This is a genomic window from Leisingera sp. F5 (genome assembly GCF_001593695.1).
This window is the reverse complement of sequence record NZ_LUKH01000013.1, coordinates 174,688-201,002: the sequence shown is the minus strand read 5'-3', so window position 1 is coordinate 201,002 and position 26,315 is coordinate 174,688. Positions and strand designations below refer to the sequence as shown.

At 61.0% G+C, this 26,315-nt stretch carries 22 protein-coding genes and 2 pseudogenes; 14 read left to right on the top strand and 10 right to left on the bottom strand.

The window, feature by feature from the left end; translation table 11 throughout:
* Positions 1-343 precede the first annotated feature (343 nt).
* A complete protein-coding gene (locus tag A2I95_RS11525) occupies positions 344-847 on the bottom strand; it encodes a hypothetical protein (RefSeq protein WP_291729891.1) in 504 nt (167 codons plus the stop codon).
* 229 nt (positions 848-1,076) lie between these two features.
* Positions 1,077-1,718, bottom strand: coding sequence for an NAD(P)H-dependent oxidoreductase (locus A2I95_RS11520; RefSeq protein ID WP_291729890.1), 642 nt, complete (start codon positions 1,716-1,718; stop codon positions 1,077-1,079).
* A gap of 124 nt (positions 1,719-1,842) precedes the next feature.
* On the opposite strand from A2I95_RS11520, the gene A2I95_RS11515 reads away from it, so the two are divergent.
* A complete protein-coding gene (locus tag A2I95_RS11515; protein WP_291729889.1) occupies positions 1,843-2,223 on the top strand; it encodes a helix-turn-helix domain-containing protein in 381 nt (126 codons plus the stop codon).
* An 86-nt stretch (positions 2,224-2,309) separates the two neighbouring features.
* Here the strand turns inward: A2I95_RS11515 and A2I95_RS11510 are convergent, their stop codons facing one another.
* Both A2I95_RS11510 and A2I95_RS11505 read right to left on the bottom strand, forming a co-directional pair.
* Positions 2,310-2,579 carry a DUF6525 family protein gene (locus A2I95_RS11510; RefSeq protein ID WP_291729888.1) on the bottom strand — a complete coding sequence of 90 codons (270 nt, stop codon included), beginning with the start codon at positions 2,577-2,579 and terminating at the stop codon, positions 2,310-2,312.
* Positions 2,572-3,774, bottom strand: coding sequence for a GTP-binding protein (locus tag A2I95_RS11505; protein ID WP_291729887.1), 1,203 nt, complete (start codon positions 3,772-3,774; stop codon positions 2,572-2,574). The genes A2I95_RS11510 and A2I95_RS11505 overlap by 8 nt, the downstream gene beginning before the upstream one ends.
* Positions 3,775-3,965: 191 nt before the next feature.
* On the opposite strand from A2I95_RS11505, the gene A2I95_RS11500 reads away from it, so the two are divergent.
* Both A2I95_RS11500 and A2I95_RS11495 read left to right on the top strand, forming a co-directional pair.
* Complete coding sequence (locus A2I95_RS11500; protein ID WP_291729886.1) at positions 3,966-5,441, top strand: sulfatase-like hydrolase/transferase; 1,476 nt, start codon at positions 3,966-3,968, stop codon at positions 5,439-5,441.
* A gap of 52 nt (positions 5,442-5,493) precedes the next feature.
* Positions 5,494-5,886, top strand: coding sequence for a hypothetical protein (locus tag A2I95_RS11495; protein WP_291729885.1), 393 nt, complete (start codon positions 5,494-5,496; stop codon positions 5,884-5,886).
* 71 nt (positions 5,887-5,957) lie between these two features.
* Here the strand turns inward: A2I95_RS11495 and A2I95_RS11490 are convergent, their stop codons facing one another.
* Together A2I95_RS11490 and A2I95_RS11485 are read right to left on the bottom strand one after the other, a co-directional pair.
* Positions 5,958-9,155 carry a reductive dehalogenase domain-containing protein gene (locus tag A2I95_RS11490; RefSeq protein WP_291729884.1) on the bottom strand — a complete coding sequence of 1,066 codons (3,198 nt, stop codon included), beginning with the start codon at positions 9,153-9,155 and terminating at the stop codon, positions 5,958-5,960.
* 17 nt (positions 9,156-9,172) lie between these two features.
* Entirely contained in the window at positions 9,173-9,625 is a 453-nt protein-coding gene (locus A2I95_RS11485; protein ID WP_291729883.1) for a MarR family winged helix-turn-helix transcriptional regulator, read from the bottom strand.
* 190 nt (positions 9,626-9,815) lie between these two features.
* Between A2I95_RS11485 and A2I95_RS11480 the strand changes: the two genes are divergently transcribed.
* A complete protein-coding gene (locus A2I95_RS11480) occupies positions 9,816-10,520 on the top strand; it encodes a UTRA domain-containing protein (protein ID WP_291729882.1) in 705 nt (234 codons plus the stop codon).
* A gap of 639 nt (positions 10,521-11,159) precedes the next feature.
* On the opposite strand, the gene A2I95_RS11475 is transcribed toward A2I95_RS11480, so the two are convergent.
* Both A2I95_RS11475 and A2I95_RS11470 read right to left on the bottom strand, forming a co-directional pair.
* Positions 11,160-14,039, bottom strand: coding sequence for a Hint domain-containing protein (locus A2I95_RS11475; protein WP_291729881.1), 2,880 nt, complete (start codon positions 14,037-14,039; stop codon positions 11,160-11,162).
* A gap of 1,738 nt (positions 14,040-15,777) precedes the next feature.
* Positions 15,778-16,317: an Lrp/AsnC family transcriptional regulator gene (locus tag A2I95_RS11470; protein WP_291729880.1), complete on the bottom strand. Its 540-nt coding sequence runs from the start codon at positions 16,315-16,317 to the stop codon at positions 15,778-15,780.
* Positions 16,318-16,764: 447 nt separating this feature from the next.
* Here A2I95_RS11470 and A2I95_RS11465 point away from each other — a divergent pair, with 447 nt between their 5' ends.
* The 8 genes from A2I95_RS11465 to A2I95_RS11430 all read left to right on the top strand — a co-directional run bounded on the left by A2I95_RS11465 (position 16,765) and on the right by A2I95_RS11430 (position 24,253).
* Positions 16,765-17,904, top strand: a complete 1,140-nt coding sequence (locus A2I95_RS11465; protein WP_291729879.1) for an aromatic ring-hydroxylating dioxygenase subunit alpha — start codon at positions 16,765-16,767, stop codon at positions 17,902-17,904.
* 19 nt (positions 17,905-17,923) lie between these two features.
* Entirely contained in the window at positions 17,924-18,361 is a 438-nt protein-coding gene (gloA, locus tag A2I95_RS11460) for a lactoylglutathione lyase (RefSeq protein ID WP_291729878.1), read from the top strand.
* A 3-nt stretch (positions 18,362-18,364) separates the two neighbouring features.
* Entirely contained in the window at positions 18,365-18,763 is a 399-nt protein-coding gene (locus A2I95_RS11455; protein WP_291729877.1) for a cupin domain-containing protein, read from the top strand.
* A gap of 159 nt (positions 18,764-18,922) precedes the next feature.
* Positions 18,923-20,365, top strand: coding sequence for a glutamine synthetase family protein (locus A2I95_RS11450; protein ID WP_291729876.1), 1,443 nt, complete (start codon positions 18,923-18,925; stop codon positions 20,363-20,365).
* A gap of 23 nt (positions 20,366-20,388) precedes the next feature.
* Entirely contained in the window at positions 20,389-21,234 is an 846-nt protein-coding gene (locus A2I95_RS11445; protein WP_291729875.1) for an ABC transporter permease, read from the top strand.
* Positions 21,235-21,302: 68 nt separating this feature from the next.
* Entirely contained in the window at positions 21,303-22,358 is a 1,056-nt protein-coding gene (locus tag A2I95_RS11440) for an ABC transporter substrate-binding protein (RefSeq protein ID WP_291729897.1), read from the top strand.
* Between the two features lie 36 nt (positions 22,359-22,394).
* Complete coding sequence (locus tag A2I95_RS11435) at positions 22,395-23,192, top strand: ABC transporter ATP-binding protein (protein WP_291729874.1); 798 nt, start codon at positions 22,395-22,397, stop codon at positions 23,190-23,192.
* A gap of 47 nt (positions 23,193-23,239) precedes the next feature.
* Complete coding sequence (locus tag A2I95_RS11430; protein WP_291729873.1) at positions 23,240-24,253, top strand: alpha/beta fold hydrolase; 1,014 nt, start codon at positions 23,240-23,242, stop codon at positions 24,251-24,253.
* Positions 24,254-24,561: 308 nt separating this feature from the next.
* On the opposite strand, the pseudogene A2I95_RS11425 reads toward A2I95_RS11430, so the two are convergent.
* Positions 24,562-24,982, bottom strand: a pseudogene (locus tag A2I95_RS11425) (transposase).
* 104 nt (positions 24,983-25,086) lie between these two features.
* Here A2I95_RS11425 and A2I95_RS11420 point away from each other — a divergent pair.
* Positions 25,087-25,176 (top strand): annotated as a pseudogene (locus tag A2I95_RS11420) (IS5/IS1182 family transposase); the annotation flags it as partial.
* A 113-nt stretch (positions 25,177-25,289) separates the two neighbouring features.
* Positions 25,290-25,826: a hypothetical protein gene (locus tag A2I95_RS11415; protein WP_291729872.1), complete on the top strand. Its 537-nt coding sequence runs from the start codon at positions 25,290-25,292 to the stop codon at positions 25,824-25,826.
* Positions 25,827-25,999: 173 nt separating this feature from the next.
* Here A2I95_RS11415 and A2I95_RS11410 read toward each other — a convergent pair whose 3' ends face one another.
* Positions 26,000-26,311: an ETC complex I subunit gene (locus A2I95_RS11410; RefSeq protein WP_291729871.1), complete on the bottom strand. Its 312-nt coding sequence runs from the start codon at positions 26,309-26,311 to the stop codon at positions 26,000-26,002.
* Between the last annotated feature and the right edge of the window lie 4 nt (positions 26,312-26,315).

Here is a 26,315-nt window from a genome sequence, read left to right as displayed (position 1 = left end):
TTCGAAGCTTTCGTTCAGGAGGGCTTCGAAATCCTCCATTGATACGTTTTGAGCCATGAGGTCTCAGATTTCCTTTTCATACGGTTTTTCTGGCCATGCGGTTGTCTCCGCCGGTCTTGGTTAGCCGCACAGGACGTAGCCCGGATCACATCTGATCAAACAAACACAAAGGGCCGAGGTGTGCCTCAGCCCTGCTCAGATGTGTCATCCGGACGTTGACCGCCCTTGTACCGACAGCGCGCGTATAGGCGGATTCCCGGTTGCGTGCAAGGGGGAAGGCCTGCTGGGCACGGCGGCGGCTGCTACGGACAGTCACGCAAACCGGACGGTTCGCCAGGAGGGCCTAAGATAACCCGGCATCACTGCCGGGTTCGGTTCCGGCGGGCCGCCAGTGCCCATAAGGCTTTTCCATAAGAACGACCCCGGTCAGCAGGTATTCAACACTCTCCGCTTCACCAAGCAAGGGGAGATAGATCTCAGATGTGCTTTGATAATTTGACAGCGGGCCGACATAGGGAAGCGACACCAGCAAGGGCCGGGGGTCGGCAGCGGCGGCGCTGAAACACGCCCAGATCCTGGATCCGGGGCCCATGCCGGCATGATCTGACAACCTGGTCCCAACGAATTTGTCGCGAAGCGTATTGCTGAGTTTGCTGCGTGCGTACAGCGCCTTGAAGTCGGCCGCCGCTCCGACTTCGGAACGTTCGATTTCATACACGGAAAGAATGTTGGGAGCGTTTTCTGCATTTGGAAGGCCAAATTCTGTAAGTCTTGGAAATTCTCCGTTTTCCGAAGCGCTCTTCCAAAGAAGAAACATTGATTTCAGCTCTGGCTCCAGATCGCTCACTGAAAAATCAGATCTAAACATGGCTCAGGTGCCCCCAGCAAAGCCACTCCAAACTGCAGTTGCCATCAGGAAACTGCCCGGACCCGTTAGGAAAAATGTTATTGGCTTTCTAATGTAGCATGAAATCCTTTTAAAAAAGGTATGTGTTTTGTGCAGTGCCGCCGGGCCGCTGCGGCAGGCGGCTGCAATTGCCGCCTGACGCTTGTTTCAGCCGCTTGTTTCACAGGCCTCAGGCGATCTCGGTCACGATAGTGTCGCGGGATTTGCGGACCTTTTTCATCGGCAAGAGCCAGTCGCCCTGTTCTTCCCTGGTGCCGAGCGGCAAGAGCAGGACCGAGCGCAGGCCACGCTCCTTGAGGTTCAGGATTTCGTCGACCTTTTCCGGTGTGAAACCTTCCATCGGAGTGCTGTCGACCTCCAGCTCCGCCGCAGCGGCCAGGGCAAAGCCCAGCGCGATATAAGCCTGGCGGGCGGCGTGGTCGTGGTTGGTGCGCTCCTCGCGCGGCAGGTAGGTCGCCTTGAGGTTATCGTAATACTGGTTCAGCATCGGAATCTCACCGCGCTCTTCGGTCATCTGGCGAGTGACGGCATCGATGCGGTCTTCCGAGTAGTTGTCCCAGGCGGCAAAAACCAAAAGATGCGAGCCGTCGGTGATCTGGGCCTGATCCCAGGCGTGCGGGCGGATCTGCGCGCGGATCTCCGGGTTGGTGATGATAAACACCTCGAACGGCTGGGTGCCGGAGGAGGTCGGCGCCATCCGGATCGCCTCGATAATCTGCTCGACTTTCTCCTGCGGCACCGGTTTTGCCGGGTCCATCTTCTTGGTTGCGTAGCGCCAGTTCAGTTTCTCGATCAGGGTGCTTTTACTCATGTCGCGGGTCCTTTCTCGGCAGGTTGCCAGGGGTGGTATAGAATTGTAACCGGCTATATAAGGGGCACTGGATGGGGCACAAGAAGGCACAGGATTGAGCCCCGGTAACACGGAAGGAACTGCCATGGCAGACGCCGCCAAATGCCCGGACTGCAGCCGCATAAACGAAGTGCTGTCACGGGTCGGGGACCGTTGGAGCGTGCTGGTGGTGATTTCACTGGCGCAATACGGGGTGCTGCGGTTCAACGAGCTGAAGCGGAATTTGGGGATTTCCCAGCGGATGCTGAGCCTGACCCTGCGCAGCCTGGAACGCGACGGGCTGGTCAGCCGCACCTATTACCCGACGATCCCGCCCAAGGTGGAATACGCGCTGACACCGCTGGGAGAGTCGTTCCGCGAGCCATTGCGCGCGCTGGGGCTTTGGGCGCTGGAGCATTTGCCGGTGATCGATGCCGCACGGGCGGAATTCGATGCGGCGGCGCAGGCGGAGAAGAAGTCCGCCTGACACTCAGTCCCGGTCAAAGCCTCAGTCCAGGACCGTTTCAAGGCTCCGGTCAAGGTGCAGCGAGCTGCTGCAGGCGGGGTCTGAAACTATGCCCGGAACTCCCAGACCCTGGCATCCCGCTGCAGCATGGCGGTTTCGGCGGCATCAAGCCGTGCTGCTGCGGCCACGGGGTTTTGGCTGCCGCCTGCCTTGATCCAGATCCTGAGGGCCGATGCCGGGCTCCAAGGCAGGCAGGCGGAGGCCAGCCAGTGCCGCAGCCCGGGCGGCAGCGCGTCATAGGCCTGCATCGGGTCCCCTGCCCGGCGCCGGCGTTTCAGGCGGGAGTTCAGATTCCGGCGGGTCCTGCGGTCAGCCATTGCGGCGCCAGCCCGGGAAGGGATCGTCCAGCGCGTCCCAGGCGGGATCAAAGCCGCCCGGCGCTTCCTGCATCAGACAGGCGTCCAGGCGGGCGGTGATCGCGTCCTTGTCCAGGCCCGCGCCAATAAACACCAGCTCCTGGCGCCGGTCGCCCCAGGTTTCATCCCAGGTCTGCAGGAACTCGCGCCGGGCCTCGGGGTGGGTGGGCCAGCGCTCTGTTGGCACCGCAGCCCACCACAGGCCCAGAGGGCGGACCGAGGAAATTGCTCCGGCCAGCGAGAACTCGGCGGCCCATTCAGGGCGGGTCGCCAGCCAGAAATGCCCCTTGGCCCGGATCACGCCAGGAAGATCGCCGTTCAGCGCCGCGTGGATCCGGGCGGGATCAAAGGGCCGCCGGGCCCGGTACACAAAGGAGGAAATGCCGTATTCCTCGGTCTCCGGCACGTGGTGTTCAAACCCGTAGAGTTCCTTGGCCCAGAGGGGGTGCTCATGCGCGCGGTCGAAATCGAACCGGCCGGTGTCAAAGATCCTGCCGCCGTCCACCTTGGAATGATCCGCGTGGATAACTGCGGCATCCGGGTTCAGCGCCTTGATGACGGCCATGGCTGCGGCGGTTTGATCAGGCCCTGCATCCGACACTTTGTTCAGGATAATGACATTGGCGAACTCGATCTGGTCGGTCAGCAGGTTGACCAATGTGCGATCATCTTCCTCACCCAGGCTTTCGCCGCGGTCGCTGAGGAAATCGTGGCTGCTGAAGTCCTGCAGCAGGTTCACCGCATCGACCACCGTCACCATCGTGTCCAGCCGGGCTACGTCCGACAGGCTGGCGCCGTCGGTATCCCGGAAATCGAAAGTTGCGGCCACCGGCAAGGGTTCGGCAATTCCGGTGCTTTCGATCAACAGATAGTCAAAGCGCCCCTCCCCCGCGAGGCGGCGCACTTCCTGCAGCAGGTCATCGCGCAGGGTGCAGCAGATGCAGCCGTTGGTCATCTCCACCAGTTTTTCGTCCTGGCGCGACAGTTCGGACCCGCCGCGCACCAGGTCTGCGTCGATGTTCACTTCGCTCATGTCATTGACGATCACCGCAACCTTGCGGCCCGCGCGGTTGTTCAGGACGTGGTTCAGGAGCGTGGTCTTGCCCGCCCCAAGAAAGCCGGACAGGACCGTAACCGGCAGCCTGTTGTCTGTCATGCGGAGTCTCCATATGTTATATCATAACAAAATCGCAAGCTGAGTAGCAGCCTGTTTCGCAACCCGCAACCCTGGAACCAGCAGAAGAGCCATGGCCAATGGGTGTTTTCCGCCTTCAGGATGACGCAAAACGGCATTCAGCCGCCGTGTTCCGCTTGCAGTCTGGACCTGCAGCCAAGAGCGGGGACACGATGAGCCAGCAACCGAATTTCCTTGTCATTATCTCCGACGAGCACCGCAAGGATGCGATGGGCTGCGCCGGTCATCCGATTGTGAAAACCCCGAACCTGGATGCGCTGGCGGCACGCGGCACGATGTTCACCTCGGCCTATACGCCCTCCCCCATGTGCGTGCCGGCGCGGGCGGCGCTGGCCACCGGCGACTGGGTGCATAAGAGCCGGCATTGGGACAGCGCGACGCCCTATGCCGGAGAGCCGCAAAGCTGGATGCGCGCCCTGCGGGATGCGGGCCGCGAGGTGGTCTCGATCGGCAAGCTGCATTTCCGTTCAGGCGAGGATGACAACGGATTTTCCGAAGAGACCCTGCCGATGCATGTGGTCGGCGGCGTCGGCTGGGCGATCGGCCTGTTGCGGGAGAACCCGCCGGACTATGACGCGGCAGCGGAACTGGCGGAAGATGTGGGCGCGGGAACCAGCACCTATACCGATTACGACCTGGCGATTACGGGCGCAGCGGAGGCGTGGCTGGCGGCCCCGGAACGGCAGGACCAGCCTTGGGCCGCCTTTGTATCGATGGTCAGCCCGCATTACCCGCTGACCTGTCCGGAGGAGTGGTACAGCATGTATGATCCGGCAGAGATGGATCTGCCGGTAGGCTATGGCGCGGGGTTGCCGGACCACGAGGAGCTGCGCAATATTGCCGCGTTCTTCAACTATGAAGACTATTTCGACGAACAGAAAATGCGCGAGGCCAAGGCAGCCTACTATGGACTCACGTCCTTTATGGATCATTGCGCGGGCCGGGTTATCCGGGCGCTGGAGGCAAGCGGTCAGCTGGAGAATACCGTGATCCTCTATGTGTCGGATCATGGTGATATGATGGGCGATCAGGGTTTCTGGACCAAGCAGGTGATGTATGAGGCCAGCGCCGGAGTACCAATGATTGCCGCGGGGCCCGGCATTCCGGCGGGGCACAGCGTGGCAACCTGCACCAGCCTGACCGACATTGCCGCCACCGCGCGGGAGGTTTGCGGCCTGGCAGAGGATGCCGGCAGCAATGGATTGCCGGGGGTGTCGCTGCGCATGATTGCCAGTGCGCCTTATGACGAGACCCGCAGCGGTTTCAGCGAATATCACGACGGTGGATCGAAAACCGGTGCCTTTATGGTGCGCTGGGGCCGGTGGAAATATGTCTATTACGCCGGAATGCAGCCGCAGCTTTTCGACCTGGAAGCCGACCCGCAGGAACAAACGGACCGGGCAAGGGACGGAAGGAACGATCCGGAGGTCACGGCAGCCCTGGCCGAGGGCGACCGGCGGTTGCGGGCGATCTGCGACCCGGAAGAGATCAATGCCCGCGCCTTTTCGGATCAGCGCCGCCGGATTGCCGAATTGGGCGGCGAAGAAGCCTGCCGCACGGCTTATGTGTTCAACCACACACCGACGCCCGACGAGCAGGACCAGATGCGCGAAGGGTCGCCGCTGTAGTGCTTGCCGGAGATCCGGCCTTTCCCTAGGCTCGCCCACAGGAGGGTCTGCAATGACACTGAACGAAGCGCTCGCAACCCAGCCGCTCTGGGTGCAGATCTGGGTCAACATTCTGTTCCTGGGAGCGTTTGTCCTGCCGCTGGCACTGCTGATCTGGAAGGCCAGCCGGGTTGCCGGGCTGGTCACCGTGGCGGCCAGTGTATTGGCGGGGGCCGGAGTTTATTGGCTATACGGGCAGCTTGGATATGTGCGCCTCTTGGGACTGCCGCATGTGGTCCTGTGGACACCTCTGCTGATCTGGCTGTGGCGGCAGCGGGCACAGCCCGGCATGCCCGAATGGCCGCGGCGGATCATCCTGGCTGTCTGCACAGTGATCGCAATTTCGCTGGCCTTTGATTACGTCGATGCGGCGCGGTATTTGCTTGGAGAGCGGCAACCGTACTAACCGCTGCCGCGCGCAAAAGTTTTAAAAAAACTTTTAGCAATTTTCTTGCTTAAGAAGATTGCACCGCCCGGTTAAAGGTCGATTTCCAACACACCGTCCGGTTCATCGGCGCGGGATTGGCAGAGGATGATGGCGCCCTCGCGCTGCTTATTCGAAAGCACAAAGTCGCGGTGATCCGCGTCGCCTGAGATCAGCCCGCACTTGCAGACACCGCAAATGCCATCGGAGCATTTCACATCCACATGGATACCGCTTTCAGCCAGCGCCTCGGTGGCGGTTTTTTCGGCTGGCACCAGAATTTCCCGACCCGATTTCGCGAGCCTCAAGGTGAAAGCGTGGTTTTCATATTCGGGCTGCTCAGGAACCGAAAAATACTCCATGTGGCAGTTCTCCTCGGGGAAGCCGTTTGCCTCTGCTGCATCCTGCACCGCCTGCATGTAGGCTTCCGGTCCGCAGGTGTAGACATGGCTGCCGGGCACATAGCGCAGCACGTGTTTCAGATCTGCGCGGGCGCCTTGATCCGAGAAATGCAGATGCACTTTGTCAGCCCAAGGGACGCCCTTCAGATCCTCAAGAAACCCTGCGCCTGCCTTGCTCGAACATGAATAGCGGAATTCAAAGTCTTTGCCCAAGGCGTGCAGGCGATGCGCCATGGCGATCATCGGTGTCACCCCGATGCCGCCGCCCATCAAATAGGATTTGGCCGCACCCTCGACCAGCGGGAAGTGGTTAATGGGTTTGGAGATGAACACCATCCGGCCTTCCTCGAAGATCCGGTGCATGAGTCTGGAACCACCGCGGCCCGTGTCCTCGCGCAGCACTGCGATCTGGTATTTCGTGCGGTCCGCCGGGTCGCCGGACAGGGAGTACTGGCGGAAAAACTCCGGTGCGACGACGACGTCTATATGGGCGCCTGCAGTTGCGGCCGGCAGCGGAGAGCCATCCGGCAGGGAGAACTCATACTTGGTGACGGCACCGGTCATCTGCTCCACTTTGGACAGCCGCATCCGCATCACCGGTGCGGCGCCTTGGCCGGCGGTATAGGCATGCTCTGGCGGCAGGCCTGCGGCGCGGCGGCGCTTGTGCTCGGACGCCGGGATCATGGCCTGATAGGCGGCAATCCCGGCCTCGCGGTCCATCGGCGCGGGCCAGGCATAGGGCGGCGGCGCCAGCGGCGCCGGGTAGACCGCCAGGGTCTGGTCCTCAAACTTCAGGTCCAGGTCCTTGGACAGTTTGCGGGCGTTCACAGGATGCTGCGAGGGTGCATAGGGCCCCTCCTCCGCCATCTCCAAATCCCACCACCACGTTTTGGTGCGGTTGATCTCGCCATTGCCCAGCGCATCGTCAAGTTTCGCCAGCAGCGGCGCGCTGCCCGGCAGGTTCATTGCCGCCCAGCGGAAGGGCGCCTCGGCAAACAGGCCTTCGAGGTTCCAGGGGCAGGTTTTCATGCAGCGGCCGCACATGGCGCCGCCGGGGACGGTGACGCGGTAGGTGGTGCATTTCTGGCTGTCGGATTTCCAGATCTCGTAGCCGTTGAACATCAGCTTCGGCCCGGCGGTGATGGCGCCCGAGGGGCATTCGCGGGCGCATTTGTTGCAGGCCTCGCAGAACCGCTGCAGGCCGAAATCGACCGGCCTGTCATGGGTCATCGGCAGGTTGGTGGTGACGGCGCCGGATTTCAGCCGCGGACCAAGGAAGGGGTTCAGGATCACCTCGCCGATGCGGGACACTTCGCCAAGACCAGAAAGCAGCAGCAAGGGCGGCTGCAACACCTCGCCGTCCATCACCGAATGCACCCGGGCGGTATAGCCAAGGTTGCGGATCTGCTGCGCGATCACCCCTCCCAGCAGTGAGAACCGCAGATAGGCGCGCATCGACTGGGCGCAGGCGATCCAGTCGTCGCCCGAGGCGCCCTCCATGGTTTCGTGACCCTGGTCGATGATGATGCTGATGGCGTTTTCGTGATAGGGGGCCAGTGACTCTCCCGCCGCGTCGTGGGAATAATAGGCCCAGTCCGGGCAGCGCGAGATGCCCACCGCGTCGCAGCCGAGAAAATAGGCCGCAGCCTTGATATTCGCGGCATTGCGGGCGGCGTCTGCGGCGCTGGGGTCCACCTGCGGCGCGGCTTCGCCGTCCTGCAGCAGCACAAAGGCTGCGAGCGAGGAGCGGAAGGCAAAGGCGGAGGAGGATTTGCGGACGTAGTTGCCGTTCTTTGCTGCCTCCTGCGGGCCTTTGCCGAGATCGCCGAACAGGGAGCGGGCGAACATGTCGGCACGTTTCGGGACGCGCGCAACGTTCACCTCGTCGATATAGGTGGTGGGATCCGCCACGCGTTTCAGGGTCTCGAACGGGTGTGCGCCATCCATGAAGCGGCGCTTGGCGTAAGGGTCGCGGGTGTTGGCGCTTTTGGCGTGGGTGCCGAGGCCAAGCCGGTATTTGAGGCCCGGCGTCTGGCCCGGCGCCAGCGGCAGATCAGGGGCCAGCTCCAGCGTGGTGGTCACCGCGGCGATTCCGAAGCGGCTGCCGAGGAAGGGGTTGGTGAGAACGCCGTCCTCATTGGTGGCAAGACCCGCCTGCACCGCCAGCTTGCCCAGATGCACATCACTGGCGGCACCGGTGTGGGCGCGCGCCCCCCACCCCAAGAGGCGGATGTAATTGGCCAGCGTCACCACGGTTTCCGCCGCCCGCAGGCAGGCGCGCTGTTCCTGCGCATCCGCAAGCCATTCGGTGCCCTCCTCACCCGTTTCGGGATCTCGGGGGAATTCATAGACATAGACCAGCGCGTACGTGTGGTGGCGGCAGTCTGCGGGCGGGGCCTGCATCGACTCGCGCAAACTGGCCAACACCACGTCGATGCCGGATGCAAAGGTCTTGGTTTGTTTGGTGCGCAGATCCGCGGCCAGTGCCGCCACGTCCGGGTTTGTTAACGGTGCGTCCAGCCAGGCCCCGGATGGTAAAGCGCAGGCGCCCGCGAGCGAGGCATCGCAGAAATAGCCGAATGCCTTCAGATGATCCGCGCGCTCCTGCGGGTTTGCGGGGATGTTTGCGCGTTCCTTTTTCACCAGCCCTTCACGGGTGGCATCCAGCATCGCCTGATAGTCCCGCATCGCGTTGACGATCGACAAGGGGGCTTCAGGGCGGCGGAAAGACGTCCCGGACAACGGCGGCAGCCTGTTCAGGTCCGCAGATACTGCCCGGCGCGCCAGCGTCTCCATCGGATAGGCGCCCAGATGCACAGGCCGGTTGCGGTAGGAAAACATTTTGCCCATGGTTTGCCCCTGAAGAGTTACAGCTTGGCGACGATGCGCGGCTCGTCCTGCAGCAGTTTGGCGGCGGTCTGACGCAGCGCTGCCAGTTCCTGCGCGGTCAGCTTGGCCTCGAAATAGGCGGCGTTTTCCTGCGCAACCGGCAAGACCGCCTGCAGTGCCGCCTGCCCCGGCTTGGTCAGCCCCACCCGGATCGAGCGGCCGTCGCCGGTGCCGCTGCTGCGAGTGATCAGGCCGCGCGCCTCCATCTGCCGCAGGGCGCGCGAGGTGGCGGTTCTGTCGATGCCGATGAAGTCCGCAATCTCCGACGGGGTGCTGAGACCCTCTTCACCCGCTGCCAGCAGCACGCACCAGGTGACGCGGGTCAGCCCGTGCTCAGCAATGCGCTGTTCAAAACGGCGCTCGATCACCCGCGCCAGCATGGTGACCTGGTAGCCCAGGGAGTTGTGGAGATGGAAGCGCTGGTCAGTCATATTAATTGACATTGTCAACTATATTGCCGGAAAAGGCCAGCCGTATTTCTGCGCGCGTGCCTGCAGGCCTTTTCTGCCAGGCAACTGATCCGGCCGCACCGGCTGTAAAGCCGGTTATCACGCTTTCCCGCCCAAATATTATGTGTATATATATCACCATTAAAATTCTTTAATCGAATTGGGATTCCGGATGCCAGCCCCCCGCGAAAACATGAGCTACAGGGATATCAAGCAGGTCGTTCTGGACCGGATCCAAAACAAGATCTGGGCGCCGGACAGCCTGCTGCCAAGCGAAACGGAACTGGCTGTTGAATTCTCGAGCACACGCACCACTGTGAACCGGGCGCTGCGGGAACTGGCCGAAGAAGGCTACCTGGAACGCAAGCGGAAAGCCGGGACACGGGTTTTGAATTCACCGGTCCGCAAAGCCCAGTTCTCCATCCCCCTGGTGCGGGACGAAATCGCTGAGACCGGCGCCGCCTACCGGTATTCCCTGGTGGAACGCCGTATCATGCCCGCCCCGGCATGGCTGTCAGCCCGGCTTGACATCCCCCAAAAGCAGGAGGTTTTGCACCTCAGATGCATGCATTATGCCGGCAATGCGCCGTTCCAGTACGAAGTGCGCTGGGTGGTGACAGACAGCATCCCCGAGATTCTGGAGGCGGACTTCACCCAATCCGGTCCGAATGACTGGCTGGTGCAAAAGGTTCCTTTCACAAATCTTGAGCTGAGCTTCATGGCGACCAAGGCCGATCAGACAGTGTCCGACTTTCTGGACACTGCTTTGGGGGACCCGTTGTTCACGGCGGAAAGGATTACCTGGCTGCGCACCAAGCCTGTAACGCTGGCGAAGCTGTTTTTTGCTCCCGGATATAAAATGACAACACATCTGTGAGGTTTGCGCCTGCATCCTGCCGCTTAAGGCCGCCAGACTGCATCCTGGCCCACACCGGTGATGCTGGCGGACAGGGTCTTGAACTCGCACTGGATAGTGCGGTCACGGAGAGCCTGCTGGGCATCCGGCCCGGGCGCATTTTTGCCGCTGCCACGGCAACCGCGCCGCTTTTGTCGAGCTATGGCATCGCGAATATACGGTCAACCGTTTCGGATGGCCCGCCAGCACACCCCACGCGCATATCACAAAACAGCGCACGATGGAGGTGCTGCGCAATCCGGGCACGATGCCGAGCCGGAGACCTATATGCATACGGCCCGATCTTTGCCCCCCTGGCATGAACGGCGGCACCGGTTTTGAGGAGTTCCGCCTCCGGCGCGGCTTCCCATTGAGAGACCACGCCGGAGGCGGAAAAGAAGCGCACCGCAATCCGCGATGCAATCGTCATTAAGAAGTTCGGTATCGGCACCCATGGGGTGGAAATGAATCAGCGCTGTAATTTCAACGCGGTGATCACTGACGGCCAGATGGAGCCGGTCTTCGAACTGGACGCGGAACTGCATTGTCAGCCCACCGCCTAGCCGGATGCGCGGCTGCCTTATGCTCGCCAAGGCATATCACGGTTTGGTCCGGATGCCGTCAGGCGGCGTGCAGGTATTGCAGGTTGCGCCGCTTAAGCGCCTGGCGGGCCAGGTCGCCGTAAGCTCTGCGGACCAGCCCGCGGCCTTGTTCGCCAACCAATCCATGAACGGCAGCCAGTTCGGGGAAGAGGCCGAACAGCTCCCGCATGTCTGCAGCGCACAGCCCACGGACTGCTTCGGGACCGGGCCAGAATGTCTCCGTTGCGATGCCTTCTGCGAAAATCACCTCATGCCGCTCAGTCATGAGATGCACATAGGTGACCGGATCGGATGTCGCGGTCAGCTGCGTGCAGCTTCCGTCAACTTCCGCCAGCAATTTCGCAGACAGAAAGCTTTCGCCAAACTGCGTGTCTTGCCCAAAGATCCTGGGGCCGGCTAACAGGCGATGCTGGGGGGACAGCAGCATCGGCCGCTCCGGAGACAGCAAACCGCCCGGGCGGACGCAATACGGCCTCAGATGCGGGCGCTGCGCCAAGTCTGCCTGGCTCAGAGTGCGTTTGCCGACCCAGATAACTGGCTGAAACCCATTGTCGGCGGTTTGCAGCATGTCGCCCACCTGGATCCGGCCTGCGGGCACTGCGCCGCGCCTGGTGGCGAGAAGAACGTCCGGTGTGAAACAGGGGATACCTGCAGAGATGAGCTGGGCTGTGGTTGTGATCTGTGACGGGGCCACCCCCTCCAGGACAAGCTTTTCACCTCCCGGAAACGTGAGCAGAGCATTGCCGGATCCATCGTCGGTTACGGAGACATCGCTGGTGCGAACAGCCCCGTCGAGTCCAGTGCCGCCGGTCAGATCGGAAACATCAAGCTGGTCATTGAAAAAACCGTCGCTGTCATCATCGGCAATGCTGAAGTCGCTGACAGTGTCTATGCCGCCCGCCCCGGTCAGGATCAGCTCGTCATAGCCGGCCCCGGTGGCAATGAAATCGTCGCCTGCACCAAGCGTGATCGTGTCATCGCCCGCGCCTGCGTCGATCGACACCCCGGCGCTGTCAGCCGAAGCATCCACAACATCCCCCTGATCCGTCAGCTTGAGCGCCTCTATCTCGGAAAAGGTGATCGTGTCGGAGCCGTCGGTGATCGTGCCGGCCTCATCGCCGGTGTAGGTGACCGTGACGCCGGTGGTGACCGCCGAGACATCGACCGTATCGTGGTCATTTCCCGCCTCGCCGCCGGTCAGGGTGTCATTGCCGAACCCGTCAGACATCTGGAACGTATCTGCATCAGCCTCGCCGTGCATTTGATCGTCGCCGCTGCCGCCGACCAGCAGGTCATCGTCGTTGCCGCCGTACATGGTATCGGCGCCGTCGCCTCCTTCGAGGGTGTCGTTGCCATCGGTTGCGACGATGCTGTCGTCACCGGCGCCGCCAACCAGGCTGTCGTCACCGGCGGAGTTTCTCAAGGTGTCATTGCCGGCGCCGCCGATCAGCGTGTCGTTGCCAAGACCGGTGGTCAGGCTGTCGTCGCCGTCGCCGCCTTCGATGTAGTCGTCGCCATCGCCCCCGGCAATCGTGTCGGCGCCGGTGCCCCCGATCAGGGTGTCGTTGCCGAGCCCGCCATCCATCACATCGTCGCCGTCGCCGCCTTCCAGGCTGTCATGGCCTGACTCGCCGTACATCAGATCGTTGCCGCTGCCGCCAACCAGCAGGTCGTCATCGTTGCCGCCGTACATGGTGTCGGCGCCATCACCCCCTTCAAGGGTGTCGTTGCCGTCGGTTGCCACGATGCTGTCGTTGCCCACTCCGCCGACCAAGCTGTCATCACCGGCGGAGTTCATAAGCGTGTCATCGCCTTCGCCGCCGATCAGGGTGTCGTTGCCGAGACCGGTGGTCAGGCTGTCGTTGCCTGCGCCGCCTTCGATGTAATCGTCGCCTTCACCGCCAGAGAGCGTGTCGCCCCCGGCCCCGCCGATCAGGGTGTCCGCGCCGGTGCCGCCATCCAGAACGTCGTCGCCATCGCCACCATCCAAACTGTCATTGCCAGCCTCGCCGAACAGGGAGTCATCCCCCCCCTGACCATAGACAACGTCGCTGCCGTCACCGGCCATCACAGTATCGGCCCCCTGTTCTAAGGCGGTGGTGATCGGGTCATCAATCGTGCTGCCCGAAAGGGTAAATCCCGCCCAGCCTTCACGGGTTTGCAATGTGAACTCAATCGACGATTTATCTTCGAAACCGGCAGAAAACCAGGCATCCTGATCGGTGTAATCATTGTAGTCAGATCCGGTGGCGGTGACCACGCTGCCGTCAACCGCTGTGCCGAGCGACGAGTCCGAAGACACCCCGAAAGAGGTGAAACTATTGCCGTCGATTATAACGGCCTCGGCATCGCCATGACCGCTGTTGTCATCCACGTCATTGAAGGTCGCCGTGGAATTCAAGTATACCGGCTCACCGGTATCCGGATCAAAGAACTCAAGCCGGAAGGTCGCCTGGTCACCCGGATCGTCACCGCCCAGCAGGATTTCCGCACCGGCTGTGTAGCCGAATTGCACTGTCATGTCCGGATTGGATTTCTCCACCAGAACCAGCCTGCCCCAGACTTTGGTTCCGTCCTCCAAGGTGGCCACGTCGCTGAAGACAGCATTGTTGCCTGCAGATCCTGCCCATCCGTCGTGGGAAATGCTCTGGATATTGTTGATATCCAGCACCAGCGGCGTGGCATCCAGCCCTTGGTCGAACCCCTCCCCCATATCGCCATAAACGGTATCGTTGCCCTCGCCGGCGTCAATCAGGTCGCTGCCTTCTTCACCGGCAACGGTATCCTCGCCTGCACCGGCGTCGATCGTGTCGTCGCCAGTGGTCCCATCCATTTTGTCGTCGGCTTTCGTGCCGGTTTTGGAAGCTACGAGATCAAGGACCCAGTCTGGTATCGGCATAATTTTGTTCGGCTTTCAATTTTACTGGAATGAAGCGCAACCGAATTCCTCCGGATGCCGGCTGCCTTGCCGGTGGTTGCCGCTTGCGTCGCAATGAGCGATACGCGCGTGCAGGAAAACAAACCGTAAACTCACCGAAAATTACAAGCGAGCTGCCTCCCAGGAGTCTGGCCCAGCGTTGCGGGCAGAGCACCAGCCCTTTCACAGGCAACCTGAGCAGAGTGCCTAATCAAAGCACGAGGTTGCGGTATTTGCGCAAAATCGCGGATACTGCTGTCTTGGTTTCCGGCGTCAGTTCGGGTTGTTCCAGCTCAGCCAGCATATCCTTCAGGTCATCGTCAACGCGCTCGAACAGGTCCTGATCCGCAAGCCAGGCGTTGCTGAGCGGAATATTCGGGCCAAAATAGCGGGAATTTCAGCCCTGAAACAGGCAGTTGCCGACCATGTGCTGGCGAGCGACGAAGTTGCCAGTGCCGGTCAGCGGCGAAAACCCCAGCGCGCCGCACACCTGGCACATTGCCATGTCCGCAACCGACGTCTGAGAGAAGCTGCCGTTAGATCCTGCAGCAGGCCGCCACCAACGGCCTGCTACCCGGGGCCCTGTGATCCGGGAGTGAGTCAGCCGGGTCTGGAACATCTCCGGGCTCCACTACATGCACATCGGAAAGGTCGGATATACGCACCGGTGCAGCACATGCGGCGTGGTATCCGGAGCCTTGCGGCCCTTGTGAACCGCCACCTCCGTGATCGCAGATAAAGGGCCGGTCGCGGCACAGACCGGACATCCCCGCTAGAATTCCATCGGCCGCCCCTCCCCGCAGCAGCCATCTCCGGTATCCCAGGCCGACGCATGCCGTTTCTGGACGAGGCGACAGAGAGGGGCATCACCAGATCCAAGCGGCGGCGGGAGCGGTGTCACATATAGATTTCAAACTCCATGCGGGTTAAATAATCGTAGACAGCCTCTGCTCCGGCGGCGGCTGCCAGGAGATTTCAGGCGTGCAAATTTTCGTTCCGGCACTTTGCGGGAATACCTTGAGCGGCCGGTTCGCCCCGCCTTTCCGGCAGCAATCACGATCGCCTCCTTGTGCGTCACACGAGACGTTACATTCGCAAGGCGGCACCTCACGGTCCAAAGCATCATACGGCCGCCAAACATAGCTCAAACCCCTCACCGCTGCGGACATGATGGTTCTCCCCCCTTCCCCAAACGGGCGATGACCAAGTGACCCGTCGGCCGTCTTCGTCTCCAGATCTTGCCAAAGCCCCGGATCCGGGCGAAAGGATCCTGATCTGTGAAGCAATCCCGCCCCAAGGCACGCAGTTCCGCCAAGCCCGTTTGCCCCCCCACGAAGGCAAGTATGCTTCAGCGTTAGGATAGGGCCCAGGTTCCGGGGCCGAGTCGCTGAGGGTCCGTTCCGGCCACCTCCAGCCATAAGCGCGGCTGCGGAAAGCCTGCCCGGGCAGCAGCAGCGGAAGGTTAGTGCTCGTCAAAAATTGAGGACGTCACCCGCTCGTGCCGGCCATAACGGACACCCCGGCATCAATAACCCACCATCACGAGTGCGATGTGATGCGGTAGAAACCCGGGATTACGGGACCCGTCCGGATCCGGCTGCCTGCAGCCGGGCGCTTGCGACCTCAAAGGCCACTATCGCAAGGGGACAGGTTCTACCCGGGAATACATAAACAGCCGAAGGAAACCGTACTGATGAAGCTGCTTTCATTTTTGCGGGCATCAGCCGCTGGCAGTTTCCTCACAATCCTTCACATCCCGTTTCAGCAGGAACTGGTTCTTGAAGTTCTTCAAGCCAAACATGACGTCCGCCTTTGCGATATCATCGCTGGCGTGGATCTCATGCTCCAGAAACCCTTTCAGCGCGTCGGCGTCATCGCTGACCAGTTCAACAATCAGGTCATAGCGGCCTGCGACCCACAATATGAAAACAACACGCGGGTCACTCTCCAGCCTTTCCGCCACCTGCCGCGGGGTTACCCCGGCTGCGACGTTCAGCCCGATCATCGCGTCGGTGGTGTATTCCGTGGCCACCGGGTCCGACATCGCCACGATCCGCAGCATGTTGTTCTCCCGCAGGCCGCTCACCCGGTTGCGGATAGTGCCTTCGGAAACATCCAGTTTCTGGGCAATTTCTGAAAATGCCATCCGCCCGTCCTGCTGCAGCAGCCGGATGATCTGCTGATTCAGATCGTCCCCTGGAGAGCGGATGCTTTGACTGGCGCGCTTGCTGCGCGCAGAGGGTTGCTGCTTGCCTGCCATATGTCTGCTGCCCGGTTACTGTATCCGCAGCCGACCATAAGCATCCACGGCGGAATTCGCAAACCACTCACGCGGCATTTCCCGTTTCCAGGGGCCTGCAATCCAGTGCCTCCGCCCGGACACGCCGCAAATGCCCGGCTGCAGGCACGGAGTCCGGCAGACCTCCTGCTGTAAACTGCGATTCCTGGCACTGGCCCGACTGGTACATGCGAATTTCGCACCCATTTGACGCTTTCTGAACAGCTTCTTCCTGATTTTCGTCTGAAAATTCCACACAATAACGAATATCGTAAAAAACTATTGCCAAGTCGTGCGATTTTCGCAAGCATGATCTCCAAGCCCTGCGAATGGCGCAGAACCCGAAACGGGACAGCCAGTGCAGGAGCAGGTTCCATGCGCATGGCCCATCAAGCCGCTGCGCATGTGGCAGTGTCGAAGGGAGGACAAATGACAATTGCCAAAGAAAAAGCACGGGTAGCCGGAGGGCCGCAGCATGGCCTGACCGCGGACGCCTACCGCAGCGAGGACATCTGGCAGCGGGAATGCCAGACGGTCCTGTCCAAGAACTGGGTGTTCATCGGTTTTGCCCATCAGATCGCCAATCCCGGCGATGCCAACCCGGTCAGCTGCGCCGGTCTGCCGTTGCTGACAGTGCGCGGCCAGGACGGCAGCATCCAGGTGTTCCACAACGTCTGCCTGCACCGATGCATGACGCTGGTCGACAAGCCCAAGAACGTCGGCAAGCTGATCCGCTGCCCTTATCATGCCTGGGCCTATGATCTGGAGGGCCGGTTGCGCGCCGCGCCTCATTTCGCCGGCACCGGCAAGCAGGAGTTCGACGGCTTCGATCTGAAGGAACACCGCCTGAAGCCCGTCCGCACCCATGTCTGGCACGACTGGATCTTCGTCAACCTCGACGGCAATGCGCCGGAGTTCGAAGACTACGCCGGATCTCTGATCAACCGGCTGGAGGGCATCGACTACGGCAAGCTGGAGCCGATTGGCCTGCTCGATTTCGGCGAGATCGACACCAACTGGAAGCTGATCATGGAGAACTTCATCGAGCCCTACCATGTCCAGTTCGTGCACTCCTCGACCACCGATCAGCCGCTCGAGGATCACTACACGATCACCGATGGCAACTGCCTTGGCAGCGCGGTGGACCTGAAGGAAGAGGTCGGCACCTCCGGCAGCCTGGCGGTCAGCTCGCGCTATCTGACGCTCTATCCCAACTTCATCCTGGGCCGCTATTTCCCGGATCAGCTGGGGGTCTACCTGAACGTGCCTGTCGGACCCGGCAAGATGCGCCAGTACCGCGCGCTGTACACCACCGAGGGCCAAAAGCTGAGCGAAGAGGAAATCCAAGGCCTGAAAGACCTTTGGTGGGACGTCCACAAGGAAGACCACGAGATGGTCGAACGCATGTACGAAGGCCGCAAATCCCCCGTTGCCGATGACGGCGGGCTGCTGTCGCCGGCCTGGGAAGACAGCGTCCGCGCCTTCCAGGACATGATCGAACGCGATTTGGCCAGCGACGGGACCAGCCCTGGGACCGGCATGGCGGCCGGCGCCCCGGCAAACGCCTGAATAAAAAGGAACAAACCCAATGAGTGACCCTATTTCCAAGGGTTTCCGCCTGGCCCACACGATGATGCGGGTGATGGACATGGAGAAGTCGCTGGAATTCTACTGCGGAATTCTGGGCATGGAGGTGCTGCGCCGCACCGACTACCCCGAAGGCAAATTCACCAATACCTTTATCGGCTACGGCCCGGAGGCGGAGACCCCCACCCTGGAGCTGACCGCCAACTGGGACCAGGAAGAGCCCTATGACAAGGGCAACGGCTGGGGCCATATCTGCATCGAGACCCCGGATGTCTATGCCGCCTGCGAGCAATTGGCCGCTGCCGGCGTCAAAATCACCCGCCCGGCAGGTCCGATGAAAAACGGCACCCGCGTCATCGCTTTTTGCGAGGACCCGGACGGCTACAAGGTCGAACTGAACGAAAGCATCCTGAAACATCTTGCCAGCGAAGGGGCATAACCCATGGGCGATCAACCGCAGCTATTCAAATTCGATCTGGTCCAGGAGCGTTACGACGCCATGGGCGACAGTGACACCTACATCAAACCGATGGTCACCAGCGAATTCAGCAAGTCCATGTGCGGCGGCATCAATGTTCTGAACAACATCAAGGTGCCGTGGGACCTGACCTGCGACGAGATCATCTATTGCCTGGAGGGCACCTTCCGCCTGGTCTGCGATGGCGAAAGCTATGTCTGCAACCGCGGCGACGTGCTGTTTGTGCCCAAGGATAACCACATCTCCTACGAGGCGGACGGCAAATGCGTGATCTTCTACGCCGCCTATCCGCACAACTGGAAACAACTGGCCGGGATCACCCAGGTTCCGGGCATTGACCCGTCGGACTTTGTCCCGGGCTAAGACACGCCGCTCCTGGCGACTGGGCACCCTAGTCCGAGCCCCGGATGACGGGTTGCCCGCCTTTTCCGCCAGGCAACTGCAATAAACGAAACCAAAACAACGCTGACCGGCCCCCGGCAGCGGACGGCATCTGCTTGCCATTCAATGGGAGGAACAACCATGCTGAAAGCCAATCCCGAAAACAGGGTCTATTACGAGACCTTCCAGGACGCGGTGGAGCGCAACCGCCCCCGCATCCCCGAGGTGCGCGAACGCCTGGAAGCAGCCGGCGTCAAATACGTCATGGCCGCCTGGATCGACCTGCACGGCATCCCCAAGACCAAACCGGTGCCGATGAGCGATTTTGAACCGCTCTGCCTCGGCAAGGGGCCGCAGTTTGCGGTGCATTCGATCTCCTTTGTGCCCGAACTCAGCCCCGCCGACAGCGACCAGGTGGTGGTGCCGGATCTGGACGCCGTCTATGTCTGCCCCTGGGATACGTCGATGGCGATCATCTTCTCGGATCTTTACTGGGAAGACGCGCCTTACAACGTCTGCCCCCGCCAGGCGCTGCGGCGCGCCATGCATGAGGCGGCGCAGGAAGGCTACACCGGCTTTGCCGGGGTTGAGCCGGAATTCATCGTGATGAAATACGACGACGCCGGGCAGCCGGTGAAAGCCTTCGACGACGATCCGGCAGACGGCCTGCGCCCGCGCCGCCAGGCGTTTGGCTATGACGTGGAATATTCCGTCGACTCGATGCCCTTCCTCAAGGATATGATCGACATCATCGAGGGCCTGGGCTGGAATCTGCATGACGTGGTGGCCGAAGGCGCCTATTCCCAGTTCGAGCTGGATTTTCACTATACCAACATGCTGGAAATGTCGGACCGCCTGGCGTTTTTGCGCATCGTGTTGAAAGAGGTCGCCAAGAAGCACGGGCTGTTTGTCACCTTCATGCCAAAGCCAACGGTGGGCGACTGGCGCTCCGGCGCGCATATCAACATGTCGATGCAGCATGACAGCCGCCCCGGCGAGAACATCTTTGAAACCCCGGATGGCAGCGATTGGTCCGACGAAAGCCGCTGGGCCGTGGGCGGGCTGATGCAGCACGCCGAGGCGATCACTGCGATCACCTGCCCCACCGTGAACTCCTATAACGGGCTGGTGCCGCGCGTCGGCGGTTTTGAGGGCGGTACTGTCACCTGGGCGCCGACCAATATCACCTACGGCTTCAACAACCGCTCCGCCCAGTTCCGGCTGCCGCAAAGCCGCCACTGCATCGAGAACCGCGCCTGCGATATGACGATGAATGTCTACCTGGCGATGGCTATGCATCTCAGCTGCGCGGTGATGGGCATCAAACAGAAGATAGAACCGGGCAAGCCCACCGATTTCGACCTCTATGCCAAGACCGAGAGGGAACTGGCCGAGCTTGGCATCCGCCGCCTGCCCCGCACCCTATGGAGCGCGATCGAGGAACTGCGCCACGACGAAATGGCCGAACATGTGATGGGCCCGGTGATGCGCAAGTCGTTCCTCGAATACAAGAACGACGAGTGGGAGCGCTATCACCAGTCAGTCACCGACTGGGAAGTGCAGGAATACCTGCGCCTCTACTAAAGCCCTCACCTAAGGAAGACATCATGACCCAGGCCCTTCGGACACTGCCAGCAACCCGGGCCAAGGACACGCGCCCGAAACTGCGGATTTTCGAGTTCAAATCGGATATCCCCGCGTCCTGGCGCCTCACCCTCGGGGTGGCGGTCTGGGTCATCTTCTTTGCCATCTGGCAGCTCGCTGCCTGGTCCGGCGTGATGCCCGCAATCCTGCTGCCAGGGCCCGGCAAGGTCCTGACAGCGCTTTACACGCTCTTTGCCGAGCAAGGCTTTCTCGGCGATGTGCTGCTCAGTGTCTGGCGGGTGATGTTCAGCTTTTCCCTTGCCTGCGCGGTGGCAGTGCCGCTTGGCATCCTGATGGGCGCGTTCAAGGCGGTGGAGGCGTTTTTCTCCCCCTTCGTATCCGCCTGGCGCTACCTGCCCGCCCCGTCCTTCATTCCCCTGTTGCTGATGTGGTTCGGGGCGGGCGACGCGCAAAAACTGGCGCTCTTGTTCATCGGGGTGATCTGGTTCCTGATCACCCTGATCGCCGACCACACCAAGGCGGTGCCGAAGGATCTGATCAACACATCTGTCACCCTTGGCGGTTCCCGCTGGCAGGTGCTGCGCAGCGTCGTGGTCCCCGCCGCCCTGCCCAATATCGTCATCGCCATGCGCCAGATGCTGGCCGTCAGCTGGACCTATCTGGTGATCGCCGAGATCACTGCCGCCGACGCCGGCATCGGCGCCATGATGATGCGCGCCAAGCGCTTTTTGCATGTGGATCAGATCATGGCCGGCATCCTGGTGATCGGCCTGCTGGGGCTGATGTTCGACTACCTGCTGCGGGCGCTGCACCGCCGGGCGTTCCAATATCTCGACGACTATTCCTGAGGAGCCAGAGCAGACACGACAAAACAGGCCAACCAAAACACCCACGTCGCAAGGGAGGTATCGTGACGATGACCAATAAACTGCTGACAACAGCCAGCCGCTGCATCGCAGCCATCGCGCTGGCAGGCGCCGCCGGGCCAGTATGGGCGGAAGAAACCGTCAAGATCGCGGGCTTCACCTGGCCGGGCTACGGCTTCTGGCACATCGCGGCTGAAAAGGGGCTCGCCCCGGATCTGGACATTCAGTACCAGACCATCGAAGACCCCTATGAAAGCTTCAACCTGGTCGCCGCCGGGCAGCTCGACGTGGTCTCCTCCACCGCTGAATTCACCCCCGTTGGTGTCGAACGCGGCCTGCCGGTCAAGCTGGTGGCCTTTGGCAACCTGTCCAATGGCACCGACAAAGTCGTCGCAGGACCGGGCGTTGAAACTGCAGCCGATCTGGCCGGCAAGGAGGTCGCGGTGCTGGAGGGCGGGTTGGCGCAAATCTATGTCGCCATGTGGCTGGAACAGAATGGCGCCGCCTATGACTCCGTCGTCTACCGCAACATCATCGCCGACGATGCCTTTGCCGCGATGATCGGCGGCGGCGTGGCTGCTTCGGAATTCTGGGAACCCTACGGCTCCAACACACTGAAAGCGCTGGAAGGGTCCAGTATCCTGACCCAATCCGACGAACCCTTCTGGCTGAAAAACGCGGTGGTCGCGGACGGCCACTACATGAGCAACGAGTTGATCAACAACCGCCGCGATGTAGCTCTGAAAACCATGCAAGCAATGTATGACGCCATCGCCTGGTGGAAGGAAAACCCGGCAGAGGGCAACGGGATCATCGCCAAAGGCATGGGGATGAGCGTCTCCGATGTCGAGCTGGTCCTGGGCAAGGACGGCACCTCGCTGGATGGCGGGCTTTACGTCTACGACTTCATCGAAGCGGCGCAATTCTGCGGCGCGGCGCCGGGCAATCCGCCGTTTGAGCAGACCAACGGCCAGATGTCGGACCACTGGAACCTGGTCAGCGAATGGTGGGTCAAATTCGGCCTGATCCAAGAGGTCAAAGCCCCCGAAACCGGCGTCGAATGCAGCCTGCACAAGGAGCTTTACGACAGCGGCTACCGCGGCTGATCCACCTTGGACCGAACCAGAAAAGAGGGGCGCATCATGCAATCCAGCACCATTCTATCCGTCCAGAATGTCTGCAAGACATTCCCCACACGCGGCGGCGGGGTCGAGGCCTTGCGCGATGTGTCCTTCTCGGTGGCCCGCAACGAGCTCTGCGTGCTGCTGGGGCCTTCGGGCTGCGGCAAGTCCACACTGCTGAACATCGTGGCGGGCCTGCACACCCCCACCAGCGGCAGCCTCAGTCTGGAGGGCCGCCCCATCCACGGCCCCGCCCGCGAGCGCGGCATGGTATTCCAAAGCTACACCTCCTTTCCCTGGCTCACGGTGCTGGAGAACGTCGAATACGGCATGAAGCTGAACGGGACCCCCAAGACAGAACGCCGCGAGCGGGCGCTGCATTACATCGGCCTGGTGCATCTGACGAAGTTCCGCGATGCCTACCCCAAGACCCTCTCCGGCGGCATGAAACAGCGGGTCGCCATCGCCCGCACCCTGGCCAACGCGCCGGAAATCCTGCTGATGGACGAACCCTATGGCGCGCTGGATGCCGAGACCCGCTGGCACATGCAGGAAATGCTGCTGGACATCATGCGCACGACGCAGACCACCATCCTGCTGGTCACCCACGACATTCAGGAGGCGATCTTCCTCGCCGACCGCATCGTGTTTCTGTCGGCCCACCCGGGGCGGCTGAAAACCATCCTCGAACTGGACTTCAAGAAGGGCAAGGAGATCCGCAGCAAGGAGGATCTGGTCGAGCTTGCAGGCTACCCGGAGTGCGAACGCGAGATCATGCAGCTGATGCGCGGCGAGGCCAAGCTGGAAGAAGACGCCTAGCGGACGGGCTCAACGGCCCAGGCGGAAAATTTTCAAAGGATTACAAGATGCCGGACTACAAGATCTTAGACCTGGGTGACTTGCCGCTTCTGTCAGGCGAGGTGCTAAGGGGTGCCAAACTCGCTTATCAGACCTATGGCACGCTCACGCCCGCGCGCGACAACGTCGTTGTCCTCCCCACCTTCTACACCGGCACCAATTCCCGCAACGAGGGCTTCTTCGGCCCCGGCCGCGCCATCGACCCGGCGCGCCACTTTATCGTCAGCCCGAACCTGTTCGGCAACGGCCGCTCCTCCTCGCCGTCAAACACACCCGCCCCGCAGGACGGCCCGCGCTTCCCGCTGGTGCAGATGTACGACAACATCGCCGTCCAGCACCGCCTGATCCACGATCACCTCGGCATCGAGCAAATCGCCCTGGTCGCAGGCTGGTCCATGGCCGGCTGCCAGTCCTACCAATGGGCAGCGCAATATCCGGACATGGTGCAGGCGATCCTGCCTTTCTGCGCCTCAGCCAAGACCTCTCCGCACAACTTCGTCTTCCTCGAAGGCGTCAAATCCGCCCTCTGCGCGGACCAGTCCTGGAATGGCGGTGACTATGCCTCGCCGCCGGTTGCCGGGCTCAAGGCTTTTGGCCGGGTTTACGCAGGCTGGGCCTTCTCGCAAACCTTCTACCGCGAGGGTCTCTACCGCCAGCTTGGGTTTGAGACCATCGAAGACCTGCTGCAGGACTGGGAGCAGGACCATGTGCAATGCTGGGACGCCAACAACCTGCTGGCCAAGCTTGCCACCTGGCAGGCCGGCGACATCTCGGCAGGGCCGCTCTACAACGGCGACTTCAAGGCCGCGCTGAAGGCCATCAAAGCCCGCGCCATCCTGATGCCCTGCACCCAGGACCTCTACTTCCCAACCGAGGACAACGGGATCGAGGCCCGGCACATGCCCAATGCAATCTTCCGCCCTTACGACTCACCCTGGGGCCATTGCAGCGCCAATCCGGGCAATGACGCGGGCTTTACCGCCCAGCTGGATGCCAATGTACGAGAGTTGCTAAGAGCATAGTGCCTCGTGCGATGTTGCAGGGCAATTCTTGAGGTAGTTTCTTAGTTCTCCGGATCACACGCAGGGCAGCTACTCGGAAGGCGCTCTGCGCTGTTCGCCTGCTTAGCGGTGGCCCGAATTGGAACGTCAACTTAGTGGTCAATGGGGCTTTGATGCTGTAACCGCCCCCGACGGCATCGACGTGCCAAGGTGGGATTGGAACACTCCATATTGGGCCGGTCGAGATCAGAAATTGGCGGCATGAAAACCAACCCGGATACGCCTTAGATGGTAATCCCCCCATTTTTAATGGGGTCCAGCCGTAGAATTCAGGCGGCTGTTTTCAGTTTCATGGCGGGTGTCATGCCGCCGATGCCCATGTTGGGTCGCTCGTTGTTGTAAGTCCAGAGCCATTCAGTTGCTTGGTCTTGTGCTTCCTCGATGGTTTCAAAGATGTATTGCCCAAGCCATTCATGGCCATCTCTCGTCGCAGAGACGGCCTTAACGCTTTTTTCCAAGGGCTTCCTTCAGCAGATCATTCTGCATGCTCATCTCAGCATACATGCGCTTTAGACGGCGGTTTTCCTCCGCCATATCCTTCACCTCAGACATTAAAGACGCATCCATGCCGCCAAACTTGGCGCGCCACTTATAGAAGCTGGCGCTGCTCATGCCATGCTCGCGGCAACCCAGGCAATTGAGGTGACTAGGTCGTGTTGACAAAAAGGATTCACATCGGGCTTTGCGCATGATTCAAGCTGGTATCTGCGATGAAGACCAGCTTGGCACGAGACCTGATGTCGGACGAGGAATGGGCGCTCTTTGAGCGGTTCATCCTGACAGCCCGCGCCCCGATCCACCTCCTCGTCAACGCGCATGGTCTGCCCATGAGGACAGAGATCACGCCGGGCCAGACATCCGACTATCTCGGTTTCCATCTGGTCAGCCGCTGTTCATCGCGAGCCCGGGCCGCTGCCTTCTGTTTGGCTCTGTCGTAGAAATAGAACGTCATTGTATCGCATGGCATGTCAGGAAAGGACTGAGCACATCAGATCACATGACCAAGGGCCACATTCTCGTCGACTGCCGCGACAACGTTGGCGGCACATGGGGGACAAGCGATCTCGATAACGCACTATCTCTCGACGATACTCTTTTCTGGGGCTCGCTCCATCTCTTCCGAAATGCACCAGATGAGACAGTTCGGGTAACCGCGAACGATTTCTTTCAGCGTAAAATCCCGCCAATGGTCGATGCTTGGAAACTTGCGGATGAGCAAATTGCGCGTTCGCGCGCATCCAAAGAAATGCATGCACACGATCGAGTAAAGAGAATTGAAGAAGCTTGCGATCAAGCCTGTAAAGAGATCCTTGCTTCGGAAGAAGCAGTATTGCGCGGATGCTATCACGACACCTACAACCGAGCGATCTACAAGCCAAAATTGGAAAATGGCGACGCGCAGCAGATCAATGTTAAGGTTGGGGGGAGTATCTCGATATCGCGGCAATTTCGCCTTTGGTGGCGAGTGCCGCCTCGTTCAACATCCATCGTGTCTACTATGATGAGCGAATTGACGGTCAGAGCCATGAGCTAACGACACGCTTGCGGGGCGCGCTGGAAAAGGCGCTGAACTGAAGCTTGATGAGCCGCAGGAGCTACCGCTCCGACCAGAATAGCTCGCTTCAACAAATAGTATGGGCGCCCATTGGGCGGCCCATATCTTGATCACATCAAGCCTCCGCGGGATCCTTGCCCCGATTTACAAATTCAGTGGGTCCAGGGACTGCGGCGGTTGGTGGCGAAATTGTCGCCGTAGCCTCCCGGGCGGATGTTGGCTTTACGCTCCTTCGGCTCGACAACCACGGCATCGATGCCGTGGTCCTTGGCATATTCCAGCGCCGCTTCCTTGCTCTCGAACCGCAATTTGACCTGGCTCTGGGTGTCGCCGGAGGAGGTCCAGCCCATCAGCGGGTCCACTTCGCGGGCCGAAGCAGGCGCAAACTCCAGCACCCATTTCCGCGTCTTGGCCATGCCCGAGGTCATGGCATTGCGTGCCGGCCGGTAAATCCGTGCTTGCATGGGC

Bases quoted from the DNA above. Each gene is read 5' to 3' on its own strand.
- A2I95_RS11430 (WP_291729873.1), top strand. From the start codon at position 23,240: ATGCCGGACTACAAGATCTTAGACCTGGGTGACTTGCCGCTTCTGTCA.
- A2I95_RS11445 (WP_291729875.1), top strand. From the start codon at position 20,389: ATGACCCAGGCCCTTCGGACACTGCCAGCAACCCGGGCCAAGGACACG.
- gloA (WP_291729878.1), top strand. From the start codon at position 17,924: ATGAGTGACCCTATTTCCAAGGGTTTCCGCCTGGCCCACACGATGATG.
- A2I95_RS11435 (WP_291729874.1), top strand. From the start codon at position 22,395: ATGCAATCCAGCACCATTCTATCCGTCCAGAATGTCTGCAAGACATTC.
- A2I95_RS11465 (WP_291729879.1), top strand. From the start codon at position 16,765: ATGACAATTGCCAAAGAAAAAGCACGGGTAGCCGGAGGGCCGCAGCAT.
- A2I95_RS11490 (WP_291729884.1), bottom strand. From the start codon at position 9,155: ATGGGCAAAATGTTTTCCTACCGCAACCGGCCTGTGCATCTGGGCGCC.
- A2I95_RS11500 (WP_291729886.1), top strand. From the start codon at position 3,966: ATGAGCCAGCAACCGAATTTCCTTGTCATTATCTCCGACGAGCACCGC.
- A2I95_RS11415 (WP_291729872.1), top strand. From the start codon at position 25,290: ATGACCAAGGGCCACATTCTCGTCGACTGCCGCGACAACGTTGGCGGC.
- A2I95_RS11485 (WP_291729883.1), bottom strand. From the start codon at position 9,625: ATGACTGACCAGCGCTTCCATCTCCACAACTCCCTGGGCTACCAGGTC.
- A2I95_RS11515 (WP_291729889.1), top strand. From the start codon at position 1,843: ATGGCAGACGCCGCCAAATGCCCGGACTGCAGCCGCATAAACGAAGTG.
- A2I95_RS11410 (WP_291729871.1), bottom strand. From the start codon at position 26,311: ATGCAAGCACGGATTTACCGGCCGGCACGCAATGCCATGACCTCGGGC.
- A2I95_RS11495 (WP_291729885.1), top strand. From the start codon at position 5,494: ATGACACTGAACGAAGCGCTCGCAACCCAGCCGCTCTGGGTGCAGATC.
- A2I95_RS11480 (WP_291729882.1), top strand. From the start codon at position 9,816: ATGCCAGCCCCCCGCGAAAACATGAGCTACAGGGATATCAAGCAGGTC.
- A2I95_RS11475 (WP_291729881.1), bottom strand. From the start codon at position 14,039: ATGCCGATACCAGACTGGGTCCTTGATCTCGTAGCTTCCAAAACCGGC.
- A2I95_RS11450 (WP_291729876.1), top strand. From the start codon at position 18,923: ATGCTGAAAGCCAATCCCGAAAACAGGGTCTATTACGAGACCTTCCAG.
- A2I95_RS11455 (WP_291729877.1), top strand. From the start codon at position 18,365: ATGGGCGATCAACCGCAGCTATTCAAATTCGATCTGGTCCAGGAGCGT.
- A2I95_RS11520 (WP_291729890.1), bottom strand. From the start codon at position 1,718: ATGAGTAAAAGCACCCTGATCGAGAAACTGAACTGGCGCTACGCAACC.
- A2I95_RS11510 (WP_291729888.1), bottom strand. From the start codon at position 2,579: ATGGCTGACCGCAGGACCCGCCGGAATCTGAACTCCCGCCTGAAACGC.
- A2I95_RS11470 (WP_291729880.1), bottom strand. From the start codon at position 16,317: ATGGCAGGCAAGCAGCAACCCTCTGCGCGCAGCAAGCGCGCCAGTCAA.
- A2I95_RS11440 (WP_291729897.1), top strand. From the start codon at position 21,303: ATGACCAATAAACTGCTGACAACAGCCAGCCGCTGCATCGCAGCCATC.
- A2I95_RS11505 (WP_291729887.1), bottom strand. From the start codon at position 3,774: ATGACAGACAACAGGCTGCCGGTTACGGTCCTGTCCGGCTTTCTTGGG.